This is a genomic window from Streptomyces odontomachicola (assembly GCF_039605595.1).
In the GTDB taxonomy this organism is placed as follows: domain Bacteria; phylum Actinomycetota; class Actinomycetes; order Streptomycetales; family Streptomycetaceae; genus Streptomyces.
This window is the reverse complement of record NZ_JBCFOK010000004.1, coordinates 106,994-122,044: the sequence shown is the minus strand read 5'-3', so window position 1 is coordinate 122,044 and position 15,051 is coordinate 106,994. Positions and strand designations below refer to the sequence as shown.

The window sequence follows — 15,051 nt, the reverse complement described above, 5'->3', positions numbered from 1 at the left end:
AAAGGTCCGGTTTCCCGCGCGTACGGGGGTACGCGCGGGAAACCGGACCCGGTCCGCTGGACGGGCGTTCAGCTCATCGGCGGCGTGATGCTCCGCTCCTCGGCCCATTTGTGCTGGCCGGCGAGATCGGCCTTCACCTCGGCGAGCTGCGCGGCGACCGCCGAGGGCGCGGTGCCGCCCCGGCCGTCGCGGGAGGCGAGCGCGCCGGGCACGTTGAGCACGGTGCGCACCTCGGGGGTCAGATGCGGCGAGATCTGGGCGAACTGTGCGTCCGTGAGCTGGTCGAGCTCGATGCCCTCGCGCTCGCAGACCTGCACGCACTCCCCCGCGACCTCGTGCGCGACGCGGAAGGGCACGCCCTGCCGCACAAGCCACTCGGCGATGTCCGTGGCGAGCGAGAACCCGGCCGGCGCCAGCTCCTCCATGCGCTCCCGGTTGACGGTCAGCGTGGCCATCATGCCGGTGAACGCCGGGAGCAGGATCTCCAGTTGGTCGCAGGAGTCGAAGACCGGCTCCTTGTCCTCCTGGAGGTCCCGGTTGTACGCGAGCGGGAGCGCCTTGAGCGTGGTCATCAGCCCGGTGAGGTTGCCGATCAGCCGGCCCGACTTGCCGCGCGCCAGCTCGGCGATGTCCGGGTTCTTCTTCTGCGGCATGATCGAGCTGCCGGTGGAGAACGCGTCGTGCAGCGTCACGAAGGAGAACTCCTTCGTGTTCCAGATGATGACCTCTTCGGCGATCTTGGAGAGGTCGACCCCGATCATCGCGGTGATGAAGGCGAACTCGGCGACGAAGTCCCGGGACGCCGTCCCGTCGATGGAGTTGCCCGAGGAGCCACGCTCGAAGCCCAGCTCGGCGGCGACCGCCTCCGGGTCGAGCCCCAGCGAGGACCCGGCCAGCGCGCCCGAGCCGTACGGGGAGACCGCGGTGCGCTCGTCCCACTGCCGCAGCCGCTCCGCGTCGCGGCCCAGGGCCTGCGCGTGGGCGAGCACGTGGTGCGCGAAGAGCACAGGCTGCGCGTGCTGGAGGTGGGTGCGGCCCGGCATCGCCACGTCCGGATACGCCTCGGCGAGAGAGACCAGCGCGTCCTGGAGTTCGGCGAGGAGCCCGCCCAGGATGCGCGCGTGGTCCCGCAGATACATCCGGAACAACGTCGCGACCTGGTCGTTCCGCGAGCGCCCCGCGCGCAGCTTGCCGCCGAGGTCCTGGCCGAGCCGCTCCAGCAGCCCGCGCTCCAGCGCGGTGTGCACGTCCTCGTCCGCGACGGTCCCGGTGAAGGTGCCCTCGCGTACGTCGGACTCCAGCCGGTCCAGGCCCGCGATCATGCGCCCGAGCTCGTCCTCGGTGAGCAGTCCGGCCTTGTGCAGTACCCGGGCGTGCGCGCGGGATCCGGCGATGTCGTACGGGGCGAGCCGCCAGTCGAAGTGGACGGAGGCCGACAGCTTCTCCAGGGCGGCCGAGGGGCCGTCGGCGAACCGGCCGCCCCAGAGCCGCACGTCCTGATTGGTGTCGTCGCTCACTGTGCCTGGTCCCGCTTGGCCGCGATCTTGCTGCTCATGCCGAAGATCTCGATGAAGCCCTTCGACATCGACTGGTCGAAGGTGTCGCCGGTGTCGTACGTGGCCAGGTTGAAGTCGTAGAGCGACTGGTCGGACTTCCGGCCGGTGACGACCGCGCGGCCGCCGTGCAGGGTCATCCGGATGTCGCCGGTGACGTGCTCGTTGGCCTCGTTGATGAAGCCGTCGAGCGCGCGCTTGAGCGGGGAGAACCACAGGCCGTCGTAGACCATCTCGGTCCACCGCTGCTCGACCTGCCGCTTGTAGCGGGCGAGCTCGCGCTCGACGGTGACGTTCTCCAGCTCCTGGTGCGCGGTGATCAGCGCGATGCCGCCCGGGGACTCGTACACCTCGCGGGACTTGATGCCCACGAGCCGGTCCTCGACCATGTCGATCCGGCCGATGCCCTGGGCGCCGGCCCGCTCGTTGAGCTGCTGGATCGCCTGGAGCACGGTGACCGGCTTGCCGTCGATCGCGACCGGCACGCCCTCCTTGAAGGAGATGACCACCTCGTCGGCCTCCCGCGGGGTGGCCGGGTTCTCGCTGTACTCGTAGACGTCCTCGATCGGGGCGTTCCAGATGTCCTCCAGGAAGCCGGTCTCCACCGCGCGCCCGAAGACGTTCTGGTCGATGGAGTACGGCGACTTCTTGGTGGTCGCGATGGGCAGGCCCTTCTCCTCGCAGAAGGCGATGGCCTTGTCCCGGGTCATGGCGTAGTCCCGGACCGGCGCGATGCACTTCAGGTCGGGCGCGAGGGAGGAGATGCCCGCCTCGAACCGCACCTGGTCGTTGCCCTTGCCGGTGCAGCCGTGCGCGACGGTGCTCGCGCCGTGCTTGCGGGCCGCGGCCACCAGGTGCTTGACGATGGTCGGCCGGGAGAGCGCCGAGACCAGCGGATAGCGGTCCATGTAGAGCGCGTTGGCCTTGATCGCCGGGAGGCAGTACTCCTCGGCGAACTCGTCCTTGGCATCCGCGACCTCGGCCTCGACCGCACCGCAGTCGAGCGCGCGCTTGCGGATGACGTCCAGGTCCTCGCCGCCCTGGCCGACATCCACGGCGACGGCGACGACCTCGGCCCCGGTCTCCTCGGCGATCCAGCCGATGCAGACGGAGGTGTCCAGGCCGCCGGAGTAGGCGAGTACGACGCGCTCGGTCACGGGGTTCTCCTTACGATGCATACGCTGATGGGTATAAGTATGCACTCCACTGCATGCTTCGTCAACGCGGTCCCCGGGGGGCACAGGCGCGCTCAGGGGCGCTCAGGAGTCCGCGTCGCGCGCGCCCTGCTCATGCAGCAGCTCCACGAGCACGCTCACATGGCTGTGCCCGACATCCTTGGTCGCCGTGAGCAGCGTGAGGGTGCCGCCGTCGCCGGCCCGCGCGTACAGGGTGCGCAGCGCCAGGTCGCCCTCCTCGGTGGACAGTTCGGCGCGGTAGCGCTCCGCGAACTCCTCGTACTTCTCCGGGTCGTGGCGGTACCACTTGCGCAGCTCGTCGGAGGGGGCCACCTCCTTGTCCCACTCGTCGAGGCGCGCGTCCGCCTTCGACAGTCCGCGCGGCCACAGCTTGTCGACCAGCACCCGCACGCCGTCGGCCGCCGGGTCCGGAGCCTCGTACACCCGCTTCGTGCGCACCTTCGGCGCCCTGCCGCCCTTGCGCTCGCTCTTCTCGGCCATGCCCCCAGCGTGCGGCGGCCGACGGCACGACGCACACCGGATGCGGGCGCTTTCCCTCACGGGGTTCGGCACGGGATTCCGTACGGGGATCGGCGCGGTTTCCCGTACGGGGATCGGCGCGGGATTCCGTACGGGGTCCGGCCCGGCGTTCCCTGCGGGGTCCGGCTCGGGGTCCTCTGCGGAGCCCGGCTCGGGGTTCCCTGCGGGGCCCGTGCGGGCCGGATGACGAGACGCGCTTGCGTGGGCGTGGGCCGGAGGCGTTGTATCGCGCGGTGCGATCCGAACAGACGAACAGCGACAGAGCCGAGTCCACGCGGGCGGAGGCGGAGGCGGAAGCGCCGGACGGCGGCGACGAGCGGGCCGCGCGGCGCGCGGTGACGGTCTTCCCCGTACTCGTCCTCCTCGCGGGAGCCCTGGGCCTGCTGGCCCCCGGCACCTTCGAGGGCGGCGCCGACGCGGTGCCCTATCTCCTCGGCGTGGTCATGTTCTGCATGGGCATCACCATGACGCCGCGGGACTTCCAGGGCGTCGCGAAGCGGCCGTGGGCGGTCGCGCTGGGTCTGGTCGCGCACTACGTGATCATGCCGGGGCTCGGCTGGCTGGTCGCGCACCTGCTGCATCTGCCGCCGCAGCTCGCCGCGGGCGTGATCCTGGTCGGCTGCGCGCCGAGCGGTACGGCCTCCAACGTCGTCACCTATCTCGCGCGGGGCGACGTGGCCCTGTCGGTGTCCGTCGCCACCGTGTCCACGGTCGTGGCCCCGCTGGTCACACCGCCGCTGACGCTGCTGCTGGCCGGGGAGTACCTGCCGGTGGACGCGGCCTCCATGGTCGGCGACATCCTCAAGACGGTGCTGCTCCCCGTGCTCGCCGGTCTCGTCGTGCGGCTGGTCGCGGGGCGCTGGGTGACCAGGGCGCTGCCCGTGCTGCCGTGGCTCTCCGCGCTCACCATCGCGGTGATCGTCGCGGTCGTGGTGGCGGGCAGCGCGGACGCGATCAAGGGCGCCGCTGGTCTCGTGCTGCTCGCCGTGGTGCTGCACAACGGGCTCGGGCTCGCGCTGGGCTACGGCGCGGGCAAGGTCGGGCGCCTGGGGAAGCCGGCCAGCCGCGCGATGGCCTTCGAGGTCGGCATGCAGAACTCCGGCCTCGCCGCGTCCCTGGCCACGGCCCACTTCAGCCCGCTGGCCGCGCTCCCCGCCGCGGTCTTCTCGGTCTGGCACAACGTCTCGGGCGCGATCGCGGCGGCATGGATGGCCCGCCGGTCGTCGCGCGCGGGTTGATCCGCCGCACACGGGGTTGAGCAGCCCCGCGTTGGTTCTCTCGCAACCCTGAGCGGTCACCAGGCAGCGCCCCCTCTCCGCCGCGCACCTCCTCCTGCCGTGGCGTGGAACACCCCTGCCCGCCGCAGCGAGGCGCAGGCGGAGCGCCACCGGCCGGCGGCCGGCGCGCGACGCGCGGCCACCGCCGACCGCCACCGCTGGGCGACTTCCCGCTGCGGCGGGCAGGGGTTACCGGCGCCGTCGCGCCACGGCAGGGGGCGGTGCCACGGCACGGAGCGGTGGCCCGTCCTCGCAGCCGGGGGAAAAGCCCACGCGGGCCGCGTGTCCCACCTACGATCAGGTGCATGTCGCGCCAACACCCCCACACACCCAGCACGTTGGCCATACCGGGCACCGCACTCGCCCTGGTCCTCACCCTCACCTCCTGCGGTGGCGGGAGCACGTCCGCCACCGACAGCACCGGTAAGAAGCTGGAGAAACCCTCGCTCACCGTCGCGGGGCTCCCCCTCACCGACGGCGCTCCCCTGCACATCGCGCAGGAGCGCGGGCTGTTCAAGAAGGAAGGGCTGGACGTGCGCATCCAGCCCGTGCAGCAGAGCATCCAGGCGCTGCCCGCACTCGCCAAGGGCCAGGTGGACGTGGTCTCCTCGGCGAACTACGTGACCATCCTCCAGGCCGCGGAGAAGCACACGCTGGAGCCGCGCATCCTGGCCGACGGCGCCACGGTCGCCCCGCACATGATGGACGTACTGGCCCTCCCGGACTCGGGGATCAAGGACGCGAAGGACCTCAAGGGCAAGAAGGTCTCCGTCAACATCCTCAACAACATCCAGTCGCTCACCCTGAACAGCATCCTGGACGAGCAGAAGGCCGGCAGGCCCTCGTACCGGCAGATCCCCTTCCCGCAGATGGGCGTCGCCCTGGAGAAGGGGCGGGTGGACGCGGTGCACGCCTCCGAACCCTTCGCCACCGACATCAAGGAGAAGCTCGGGGCCAGGACGGTCCAGGACGGCGGGGCCCCGCCCGCGAAGGGGCTGCCGGTCAGCGGGTATGTGAGCACCGCGAAGTTCGCCGAGCGGAATCCCCGTACGGCAGCCGCCTTCCGGCGCGCTATCGAGAAGGCGCAGGCCATCGCGGCCAAGGACCGCAAGGCTGTGGAGAAGGTCCTGCCCTCGTACGCGAAGATCCCGCCGGACCGGGCCCGCGCCATCGCGCTGCCGGACTATCCGACGGCCACCGACCCGGCGCGGCTGGACAAGCTGGGCGAACTGATGGCGGACCAGGGCCTGTTGAAGAAGCAGCCGGACACGGCGAAGCTGCTGCCCCGGCCCGCGATGTGACCCCGGCATGACCACGCCCACGCGGAAGCCCCCGGGCCGCCGGGAGCGGCTGCTGCTCGGCGCGGGCGGCGTGCTGGTGGCCTTCGGCGCGTGCGAGGCGCTGGGGCGGTCCGGGATCGTGCGGCGCGAGTATCTGCCGCCCGCCTCCGACGTGGTGGCGCGGGCCGCTGAGTTGGGGGGCGACCCGCTGTTCCTCCAGGGGCTGCTGGCGACGCTCGGCGCATGGGCCGGCGGGCTCGCGCTGGCCTGCGCCCTCGCCGTACCGGCCGGACTGCTGCTCGGCAGCGTGCCGTGGGTGAACGCGGCGGTGCGCGCGATCGTCGAGTTCCTGCGGCCCGTGCCGTCCGTCGCGCTGATCCCGCTGGTGTCGCTGCTGCTCGGCAGCGGCGCCCAGATGAAGATCACGCTGATCGCGTACGCGTCCGTCTGGCCGGTGCTGTTCAACACCGTGTACGGACTCGGCGAGACCGATCCGGTGGCCCGGGAGACCCTGCGCGCCTTCGGCTTCGGGCGCGTGCAGGTGCTGCTGCGCGCGGGGCTGCCGCAGGCCGCGCCGTTCATCGCGGCCGGGGTGCGGATCTCCGCCGCCGTCGCGCTGATCCTGGCCGTGGCCAGCGAGATCCTGGCCGGGTTCGGCGAGGGCCTGGGCATCTTCATCGCGCAGGCCGGCAACGCGACCGACGGCGCCCGCGACGTGCTGGCCGGTGTGGTGTGGGCGGGCGCACTGGGCCTGCTGGTCAACTTCGCGCTGGGCGCGGCCGAACGCCGCGCGTTCCCGTGGGCGCCGGAACACCGCGCGCGAGCCGCGCGGAAGACCTCACGGGTGCCCGCGTGATCCGCCGGTTCGCGCTCCGCTGGGGCGTGCTCGCGGCCGCCGTCGCGGTGTGGGAGTTCGTCGCGCGGCGGCACGGCAGCGTGTTCTTCCCGCCGCCGTCACGGATCGCCCGCCATGCGTACGAGCTGTGGTTCTCCGGACCTCCCGCGCGCCTCTTCCTCACCGATGCGGCGGTCGGCAACGTGCTGCCCAGCCTCGGCCGCATGGCCGCCGGATTCGCGCTCGCCTCGGCCGCCGGGATCGCGCTCGGGATCGCGCTGGGGCGCTCGCCCCGGGTGTACGCGGCCTGCGATCCGGTCCTCCAGTTCGCCAGGGCGGTGCCGCCGCCCGCGCTGGTGCCGGTGTTCGTGGTGCTCTTCGACTTCGGTACGCCGATGCAGCTCGCCTCCATCGTGTTCAGCGCGGTGTGGCCCGTGCTGGTCAACTCCGCCGAGGGCGCGCGGGGCGTGGACCCGCTGCGCCTTGAGGTGGCGGCGGCGCTGCGGATGACGGCGGCCGCGCGGGTGCGGCTGCTGATCCTGCCCGCCGCGCTGCCCAGGATCTTCGCGGGGCTGCGGCTGAGCCTGTCGCTCTCGCTGATCCTGATGGTCTTCTCGGAGCTGCTGCCGGGTACGGCCGACGGCATCGGCTTCACGCTGACCGACGCCCAGACCCGTTCGGACCTGCTGACCGTGTGGGCCGCGATGGTGCTGCTGGGCGCGCTGGGACATCTGCTCAACTCCGTACTGCTCGCCGTCGAACGGCGCACGCCCGCGCTCCGTGCCCGGCCGGGAGGGATCTGAAGTGACCGCGCAGAACACCCCGTTGAACACCCCCATATCGCAAATTCCGCCGACCGTGCGGGAAGCCGTCGTGGAGCTGTGCCGGAGCACCGGCATGACCACCGTGTTCGGCAATCCGGGCTCCACCGAGCTGCGGATGTTCCGCGACTGGCCCGGGGACTTCCGCTATGTGCTCGGGCTCCAGGAGTCCACCGCCGTGGCCACGGCCGCCGGGTACGCGCTCGGCACAGGCCGCGCCCCGCTGGTCAGCCTCCACTCGGCGGGCGGCGTCGGGCACTCGCTGGGCGCGGTCTTCAATGCGTACCGCGACCGCGTGCCGCTGGTCATCGTCGCCGGTCAGCAGTCCAGGGCGCTGCTCCAGCTCCGCCCCTTCCTCGGCGCCGACGAGCCCGCCAGCTTCCCCCGGCCCTATGTGAAGTGGAGCCTCCAGCCCGCGCGGGCCGAGGACGTGCCCGCCGCGCTGGCCGAGGCGCACAGGCTCGCCATGACGCACCCGCGGGGGCCCGTGTTCCTCTCCGTGCCCGAGGACGACTGGGACCGCCCGGGCGAGGTGCCCGCGCCGCGCACCGTGCACGACGGCTTCAGCGCGGACCCCGAGGCGCTCGCCGCGCTGGGGCGGCGCCTGGACGCGTGCGAGCGCCCCGCGCTCGTGGTCGGCCCCGGGGTGTCGGACGAGCGGGTCGATGACGCGGTACGGGAGTTGGCCGAGCGCACCCGCGCCGCGGTGTGGATCAGCCCGATGTCGGGGCGCTCGGGCTTTCCCGAGGACCACCCGTACTTCCAGGGCTTCCTGCCGCCCGTGCCGGGACAGCTCGCGCGCCAACTCGCCCCGTACGACGTGGTGGTGGCGCTCGGCGCCCCGCTGTTCACGTACCACGTGCACGCGGAGGGAGCCCATCTGGAGGCCGGCACGGAGCTGTTCCACCTGGACTGCGACCCGGAGCAGGCGGCCTGGCTGCCCACGGGCACCAGCCTGATCACGACCCTGAGCCCGGCGCTGCGCACCCTGAACGGGCTGGTCAAGCAGTCCGACCGGCCCGCGCCCGGGAGCCGCGTCCTCCCCTCCCCCGCCCCGCGCCGCACCACCGGGGCCGCAGGCCCGGCGCCCATCACCCCCGAGCAGGTCATGGACGCGCTGCGGCAGCGGATGCCGTACGGGGCCGTGCTGGTGGAGGAGGCGCCCAGCCACCGGGACGCCCTGCACGCGCGGCTTCCCGTCACGGTCCCCGGCGGCTTCCTCACCACCGGGAGCGGCGCGCTCGGCTGGGGCCTGCCGCTCGCGGTGGGCCGCGCCCTGGCCGCCGCCGAACACGAAGGGAGCGAGCGCGTGGTGTGCGTGCTCGGCGACGGCTCCGCGCTCTACTCGGTGCAGGCGCTGTGGACGGCGGCCCGGCACCGCGCGCCGGTCAGCTACGTCCTGCTGGACAACGAGGGCTACGGCGCGGTGCAGGCGCTGGGCCGCCGCATCGGCCTGGACGCGGTGCCCGGCACGGACATCGGCGGCATCGACTTCGCGGCGCTGGCCCTCTCCATGGGCTGCCCCGCCGAACGGGCGGCCGAGGCCGGCGAGTTGGACGCCGCGCTCGACCGCGTACTGGCGCAGGACGGCCCGACCGGACCGCGCCTGCTGCACGTACGCGTGGCCCCCGGCGAGGACACGCTCTACGAGGGCGGGGAGGAGTGAGCCGGGTGCTGCTGGAGTTCGACGGGGTCAGCCACCGGTACGGCGGCCCCGGCTCGCCCGACGTCCTGCGGGACATCGGTCTGTCCGTGCCCGAGGGCCAGTTGCTGAGCATCGTGGGGCCCTCGGGCTGCGGCAAGTCCACGCTGCTGCGCTGCGCCGCGGGCCTGCTCACGCCGTACGCGGGCGAAGTGCGGCTCGGCGGGCGCGCGGTGACCGGGGTGCCCGACCGGCTCGGCGTGGTGTTCCAGGACTACGCGCGGTCGCTGTTCCCCTGGCTGAGCGTCCGGGACAACGTGGCCGTGCCCCTGCTGCGTACGGGGACCGGACGTGCGGCGCGGCGCGCCGAGGCCGCGCGGATGCTGGAGCTCGTGGGGCTTCCGGAGGTGGCCCGGCGCTATCCGTGGCAGTTGTCCGGCGGGATGCAGCAGCGCGTGGCGCTGGCCCGCGCGCTGGTGTGCCGGCCCGAACTGCTGCTGATGGACGAGCCGTTCGGCTCCCTCGACGCGCAGGCGCGCGAGGACCTGGAGGACCTGCTGCTGCGCGTGCACCGCGCCGAGGGCGCCACGATCCTGCTGGTCACCCACGACATCGACGAGAGCGTGTACGTGGGCGACCGTGTCGCGGTCCTCTCCCCCGGGCCGGGCCGCGTACGGGCCGACCTGGAGGTGCCGCTGCCGCCCGACCGCGACCAGATCACCACCAGGGCGCACCCCTCCTTCGTGGAGCTGCGCGCCGAGGTGGGGCGGGCGGTGCGGGCGGCTGCGCCGCGGGACGGCGACGGGCCGCGGGGCGACGCGAGCGGCGATGGAGCGCGGGGTGACGCGGGCGCGCCGGGCGGCGGAGGGCCGCTCAGCGCTCGTTCTGCGCCAGATTGAGCAGGTGGTCGGCGAGCGACTGTCCGCCGTCGGGTTCGCGGCTGATCAGGAGCAGGGTGTCGTCGCCCGCGATGGTGCCCAGGATGGCGTGCAGCTCGGCCTGGTCGATCGCGGAGGCGAGGAACTGGGCCGCGCCCGGCGGGGTGCGCAGCACCACCAGGTTCGCCGAGGCCTCGGCGGCGATGAGGAGTTCGCCGGCGAGGCGCCGCATCCGCGCCTCCTTCGCCGATTCGCCGAGCGGCGCCTGCGGGGTGCGGAAGCCGCCCTCGCTGGGAACCGCGTAGATGAGCTCGCCGCCGGTGTTGCGGATCTTCACGGCGCCGAGCTCGTCCAGGTCGCGGGAGAGCGTGGCCTGGGTGACGGTCAGCCCGTCGTCGGCGAGCAGGCGCGCGAGCTGGCTCTGGGAGCGCACCGGCTCGCGGTTGAGGATGTCCACGATCCTCCGGTGCCGCGCCGTCCGCGTCTGCGGCACGGCGGGACCCCCCGGCTGCGTCCCGTTGGCCTGCTCCTGCTCGCTCATCGCCCCGGTTCCCCTTCGGCTCGTGATTCTGCGCAGGCGGCGTCGAGGATTCCGGGCAGGGCCCGCAGAAGGGCGTCCGTCTCGTCCTCGCCGGCGATCAGCGGCGGTGCGAGCCGGATGACGTCCGGGGCGACCGCGTTCACCAGGAATCCCGCATCCTGGGCCGCCTGCTGAGCCCGCGCTGCGACGGGCTCGGTCAGGAGGATACCCAGCAGCAGCCCGGCGCCGCGTACGCCCTTCACAACAGGGTGGCCCAGGGCCGTGATTCCGTCCCGCAGCCGGGCCCCGGTGCGCTTCACGTGGGAGAGCAGGTCCTCGTTCGCGATGGTCTCCAGCACCGCGAGGCCCGCGGCGCAGGAGACCGGATTGCCGCCGAAGGTCGTGCCGTGCTGTCCGGGCGTGAACAGCTTCGCAGCGTCCCCGAAGGCGAGGGTCGCGCCGATGGGCAGCCCGCCGCCGAGGCCCTTGGCCAGGGTGATCACATCCGGCTGCACGCCCTCGGCCTGGCACGCGAACCAGTGCCCCGTGCGCCCGATGCCGGTCTGCACCTCGTCCAGCACGAGCAGCGTGCCGGTGGCCTCGGTGATCTCGCGGGCGGCGGCGAGGTAGCCCTCGGGCGGCGCGATAACGCCGTTCTCGCCCTGCAGCGGCTCGACGATGAACAGCGCGGTCTCCTCGGTGACCGCGGCGCGCAGCGCCTCCACGTCCCCGTACGGAACGTGCGTCACCTCGCCCGGCAGCGGCGCGAAGGGCTCCTGCTTGCCGGGCTGCCCGGTGAGCGCGAGGGCGCCCATGGTGCGGCCGTGGAAGCCGCCCTCGGTGGCGACCATGTGCGTGCGCCCGGTGCGGCGGCCCAGCTTGAACGCGGTCTCGTTGGCCTCGGCGCCGGAGTTGGAGAACAGCACCCGCCCCTCGGGCCGCCCGGCCAGCTCCAGCAGCCGCTCGGCGAGCGCGACGGGCGGCTCGGCGATGAACAGGTTGGAGGTGTGCGCCAGCGTGGCCACCTGGTCGGAGACGGCGCGGACGACGGCGGGGTGCCCGGTGCCCAGCGCGTTCACGGCGATGCCGCCCACGAAGTCGAGGTACTCGTTGCCCTCGGCGTCCCACAGCCGGCAGCCCTCGCCGTGCGTGAGGGGGATGCGCGGGGTGCCGTAGTTGTCCATCATGGCGCCCTGCCAGCGCGTGGCGAACGCCGCGTTGCCCGTGGTCCCCTGCGGGTTTCCGGTCCCGGTGCTCATGCGCTGAGCTTCCCCTCGTTCGTCGCGCCCACGGCGTCCGCGGCGTCTGCAGTATCGGCGGCGTCGGGCACGACCATCGTGCCGATGCCCTCGTCGGTGAAGATCTCCAGCAGGATCGAGTGCTGTACGCGGCCGTCCAGCACCCGCGCGTTGCCCACGCCGTTGCGCACCGCGTAGAGGCAGCCGCGCATCTTGGGCACCATGCCGCTGGCCAGGTCGGGCAGCAGCCGCTCCAGCTCGCTCGCGGTGAGCCGGCTGATCACGTCGTCGCTGTGCGGCCAGTCCTCGTACAGCCCCTCGACGTCGGTCAGGACCATCAGCGTCTCCGCGCCGAGCCCGGCGGCGAGCGCGGCCGCCGCCGTGTCCGCGTTGACGTTGTAGACGTGGTCGTCGTCGGCGCTGCGGGCGATGGAGGAGACGACCGGGATGCGGCCGTCGTCCAGCAGGGCCTGTATGGCGCCGGTGTCCACGGACGCGATCTCGCCGACCCGGCCGATGTCCACCCGCTCGCCGTCCACCGTCGCGTAGTGCTTGGTGGCGGCCATGATGTGCGCGTCCTCGCCGGTCATGCCGACGGCCAGCGGGCCGTGCTGGTTGAGCAGGTTCACGAGCTCGCGCTGCACCTGTCCTGCCAGCACCATCCGTACGACGTCCATGGTCTCGTCGGTGGTGACCCGCAGCCCGGAGGTGAACTCCGAGGCGAGGCCGAGCCGTTCGAGCTGCCGGCTGATCTGCGGGCCGCCGCCGTGTACGACGACGGGGCGCAGGCCCGCGTGCCGCAGGAACACCACGTCCTGCGCGAAGGCGGCCTTCAGCTCCTCGTCGACCATGGCGTTGCCGCCGAACTTGATCACCACGGTCTTGCCGTGATGCCTCGTCAGCCAGGGCAGCGCCTCGATGAGGGTCTGCGCCTTGGGGAGGGCGGTGTGCCGCCGGGTGCCCTTGGGGTTGCCCATCTCACCGCTCGTGTCGTCGCTCATGAGCTGTACGCGCTGTTCTCGTGGACGTAGTCGGCGGTCAGGTCGTTGGTCCACACGACAGCCGACTCGGTGCCGGCCGCCAGGTCGGCGGTGATCTCGACCTGCCGGTAGCGCATGTCCACGCCCTCGCGGTCCTCGCCCACCGAGCCCTTCCTGCACACCCACACGCCGTTGATGGCCACGTTCAGCTCGTCGGGGTCGAAGGTGGCCGAGGTGGTGCCGATCGCGGAGAGCACCCGGCCCCAGTTGGGGTCCTCGCCGTGCACGGCGCACTTGAGGAGGTTGTTGCGCGCGATGGTGCGGCCCACCGTCACCGCCTCGTCCTCGCTCGCGGCGTTGACCACCTCGATGCGGATGTCCTTGCTGGCGCCCTCGGCGTCCCGGATGAGCTGCTGCCCCAGGTCGTCGCAGACCTTCCGCACGGCCTCGGCGAACTCGGCCTCGTCCGGCGCCACGTCGCTCGCGCCCGAGGCGAGCAGCAGCACCGTGTCGTTGGTGGACATGCAGCCGTCCGAGTCGACCCGGTCGAAGGTCGTGCGGGTGGCCTCGCGCAGCACCCGGTCCAGCCCCGCTGAGTCCACGTCGGCGTCCGTGGTGATCACGACCAGCATGGTGGCCAGCCCCGGCGCGAGCATGCCCGCGCCCTTGGCCATGCCGCCCACGGTCCAGCCCGCCGGGCTCTCCGCGACCGAGGTCTTGTGCACCGTGTCGGTGGTCTTGATGGCGAGCGCGGCCTTCTCCCCGCCGTGCGCGGAGAGCTGCCCCGCGGCCTTGTCGATGCCGCCCAGCACCTTGTCCATGGGCAGGAGTTCGCCGATCAGGCCGGTGGAGCAGACCGCGACCTCGCCCGCGCTCTGGCCCAGGGCCTCGGCGGCCTTCTCCGCGGTGGCGTGGGTGTCCTGGAAGCCCTTCGGCCCCGTACAGGCGTTGGCGCCGCCGGAGTTGAGCACCACGGAGGTGACCGCTCCGCCCTTGAGCACCTGCTCGGACCACAGGACCGGGGCGGCCTTCACGCGGTTCGCCGTGAACACGCCCGCCGCGGCGCGGCGCGGCCCCTCGTTGACCACCAGCGCGAGGTCAGGTCCGCCGCTGTCCTTGATTCCCGCGGCGATGCCCGCCGCGGTGAATCCCTTCGCCGCTGTCACGCTCACGGTGCGACTCCGATCGTGGAAAGCCCGGTGGCCTCGTCGAGGCCCAGGGCGATGTTCATGCTCTGCACCGCGCCGCCCGCGGTGCCCTTGGTCAGGTTGTCGATGGCGCTGATGACGACCGCGCGTCCGGCGTCCGCGTCGTAGGCGACCTGCAGATGTACGGAGTTGGAGCCGTACACCGAGGAGGTGGCCGGCCACTGGCCCTCGGGCAGCAGGGTCACGAACGGCTCGTCCTGGTACGCCTTCTCGTACGCGGCGCGCAGCTCGGCCGCGCCCACGCCGGGCAGCGCCTTCGCGCTGCAGGTGGCGAGGATGCCGCGGGACATGGGCGCGAGGGTCGGCGTGAAGGAGACGGACACCCGGTCCCCCGCGGCTGCGCTGAGGTTCTGCACCATCTCGGGGGTGTGCCGGTGCACGCCGCCCACGCCGTACGGGCTCATCGAGCCCATGACCTCGCTGCCCAGCAGGTGCGGCTTGAGCGACTTGCCCGCGCCGGAGGTGCCGGTGGCGGCGACCACCACGGCCTCGTGCTCCACCAGCCCCGCGGCGTACGCGGGGACGAGGGCGAGCGACACCGCGGTCGGGTAGCAGCCGGGGACCGCGACGCGCCGGGACCCCCGCAGCGCGTCCCTGGCCCCCGGCAGCTCCGGAAGCCCGTACGGCCAACTGCCCGCGTGCGGGCTGCCGTAGAACTTCTCCCAGTCCGCCGCGTCGGTGAGCCGGAAGTCCGCGCCGCAGTCCACGACCAGCACTCCGTCACCCAGCTCGGCCGCGACTCCGGCGGACTGCCCGTGCGGCAGCGCGAGGAAGACCACGTCGTGCCCGCGCAGCGCGTCGGCTGTGGTCTCCTCCAGCACGCGGTCGGCGAAGGCGGCGAGGTGGGGCTGCAGCGCGCCGAGGCGCTGCCCCGCGTTGGAGTGCCCGGTCAGCGCGCCGACCTCGGCCTCCGGGTGCCCGGCCAGCAGCCGCAGCACCTCACCCCCGGCGTATCCGCTCGCCCCTGCCACTGCCACACGCACTGCCATCGAAGCCTCCTCGTCGATGGCATGACTATACGTATCGCAGTAGCTTTATGCAACGGCATCCCGAGAGGCCCCAGGAGCCCCGGGGCTCACCCCGCCCGCGTTGACATGCAGCCGC

Annotated in this window: 14 protein-coding genes; 6 read left to right on the top strand and 8 right to left on the bottom strand. The window is 72.9% G+C overall.

Annotated elements, in window-relative coordinates:
• Nucleotides 1-68: 68 nt before the first annotated feature.
• The 3 genes from argH to ABEE00_RS08295 all read right to left on the bottom strand — a co-directional run bounded on the left by argH (nucleotide 69) and on the right by ABEE00_RS08295 (nucleotide 3,229).
• Nucleotides 69-1,517 carry an argininosuccinate lyase gene (gene argH, locus ABEE00_RS08305; RefSeq protein WP_345744643.1) on the bottom strand — a complete coding sequence of 483 codons (1,449 nt, stop codon included), beginning with the start codon at nucleotides 1,515-1,517 and terminating at the stop codon, nucleotides 69-71.
• Nucleotides 1,514-2,710, bottom strand: coding sequence for an argininosuccinate synthase (locus ABEE00_RS08300; protein ID WP_345744642.1), 1,197 nt, complete (start codon nucleotides 2,708-2,710; stop codon nucleotides 1,514-1,516). Before ABEE00_RS08300 ends, argH begins: the two co-directional genes overlap by 4 nt.
• A gap of 102 nt (nucleotides 2,711-2,812) precedes the next feature.
• Nucleotides 2,813-3,229 (bottom strand): DUF488 domain-containing protein, encoded by a 417-nt coding sequence (locus ABEE00_RS08295; RefSeq protein WP_345744641.1) that lies wholly within the window; start codon nucleotides 3,227-3,229, stop codon nucleotides 2,813-2,815.
• Nucleotides 3,230-3,501: 272 nt separating this feature from the next.
• On the opposite strand from ABEE00_RS08295, the gene ABEE00_RS08290 reads away from it, so the two are divergent.
• The 6 genes from ABEE00_RS08290 to ABEE00_RS08265 all read left to right on the top strand — a co-directional run bounded on the left by ABEE00_RS08290 (nucleotide 3,502) and on the right by ABEE00_RS08265 (nucleotide 10,022).
• Entirely contained in the window at nucleotides 3,502-4,506 is a 1,005-nt protein-coding gene (locus ABEE00_RS08290; RefSeq protein ID WP_345744640.1) for a bile acid:sodium symporter family protein, read from the top strand.
• A 344-nt stretch (nucleotides 4,507-4,850) separates the two neighbouring features.
• Nucleotides 4,851-5,846 (top strand): ABC transporter substrate-binding protein, encoded by a 996-nt coding sequence (locus ABEE00_RS08285; protein WP_345744639.1) that lies wholly within the window; start codon nucleotides 4,851-4,853, stop codon nucleotides 5,844-5,846.
• A gap of 7 nt (nucleotides 5,847-5,853) precedes the next feature.
• Nucleotides 5,854-6,681: an ABC transporter permease gene (locus ABEE00_RS08280; RefSeq protein ID WP_345744638.1), complete on the top strand. Its 828-nt coding sequence runs from the start codon at nucleotides 5,854-5,856 to the stop codon at nucleotides 6,679-6,681.
• Nucleotides 6,678-7,463 (top strand): ABC transporter permease, encoded by a 786-nt coding sequence (locus tag ABEE00_RS08275; RefSeq protein WP_345744637.1) that lies wholly within the window; start codon nucleotides 6,678-6,680, stop codon nucleotides 7,461-7,463. The genes ABEE00_RS08280 and ABEE00_RS08275 overlap by 4 nt, the downstream gene beginning before the upstream one ends.
• 1 nt (nucleotide 7,464) lies before the next feature.
• Nucleotides 7,465-9,147 (top strand): benzoylformate decarboxylase, encoded by a 1,683-nt coding sequence (gene mdlC, locus ABEE00_RS08270; RefSeq protein ID WP_345744636.1) that lies wholly within the window; start codon nucleotides 7,465-7,467, stop codon nucleotides 9,145-9,147.
• Between the two features lie 5 nt (nucleotides 9,148-9,152).
• Entirely contained in the window at nucleotides 9,153-10,022 is an 870-nt protein-coding gene (locus ABEE00_RS08265) for an ABC transporter ATP-binding protein (RefSeq protein WP_345744973.1), read from the top strand.
• Here ABEE00_RS08265 and ABEE00_RS08260 read toward each other — a convergent pair.
• From ABEE00_RS08260 to argC, 5 genes are read right to left on the bottom strand one after another with little or no spacing between them, the layout of a single operon-like run.
• Entirely contained in the window at nucleotides 9,997-10,542 is a 546-nt protein-coding gene (locus tag ABEE00_RS08260; RefSeq protein WP_345744635.1) for an arginine repressor, read from the bottom strand. The two genes, ABEE00_RS08265 and ABEE00_RS08260, sit on opposite strands and share 26 nt — an antisense overlap.
• Entirely contained in the window at nucleotides 10,539-11,780 is a 1,242-nt protein-coding gene (locus ABEE00_RS08255; RefSeq protein ID WP_345744634.1) for an acetylornithine transaminase, read from the bottom strand. Before ABEE00_RS08255 ends, ABEE00_RS08260 begins: the two co-directional genes overlap by 4 nt.
• Nucleotides 11,777-12,760, bottom strand: a complete 984-nt coding sequence (gene argB / locus ABEE00_RS08250; RefSeq protein WP_345744633.1) for an acetylglutamate kinase — start codon at nucleotides 12,758-12,760, stop codon at nucleotides 11,777-11,779. Before argB ends, ABEE00_RS08255 begins: the two co-directional genes overlap by 4 nt.
• Nucleotides 12,757-13,911: a bifunctional glutamate N-acetyltransferase/amino-acid acetyltransferase ArgJ gene (gene argJ, locus ABEE00_RS08245; protein ID WP_345744632.1), complete on the bottom strand. Its 1,155-nt coding sequence runs from the start codon at nucleotides 13,909-13,911 to the stop codon at nucleotides 12,757-12,759. The genes argB and argJ overlap by 4 nt, the downstream gene beginning before the upstream one ends.
• Nucleotides 13,908-14,936, bottom strand: coding sequence for an N-acetyl-gamma-glutamyl-phosphate reductase (argC, locus tag ABEE00_RS08240; protein ID WP_345744631.1), 1,029 nt, complete (start codon nucleotides 14,934-14,936; stop codon nucleotides 13,908-13,910). Before argC ends, argJ begins: the two co-directional genes overlap by 4 nt.
• Nucleotides 14,937-15,051 lie beyond the last annotated feature (115 nt).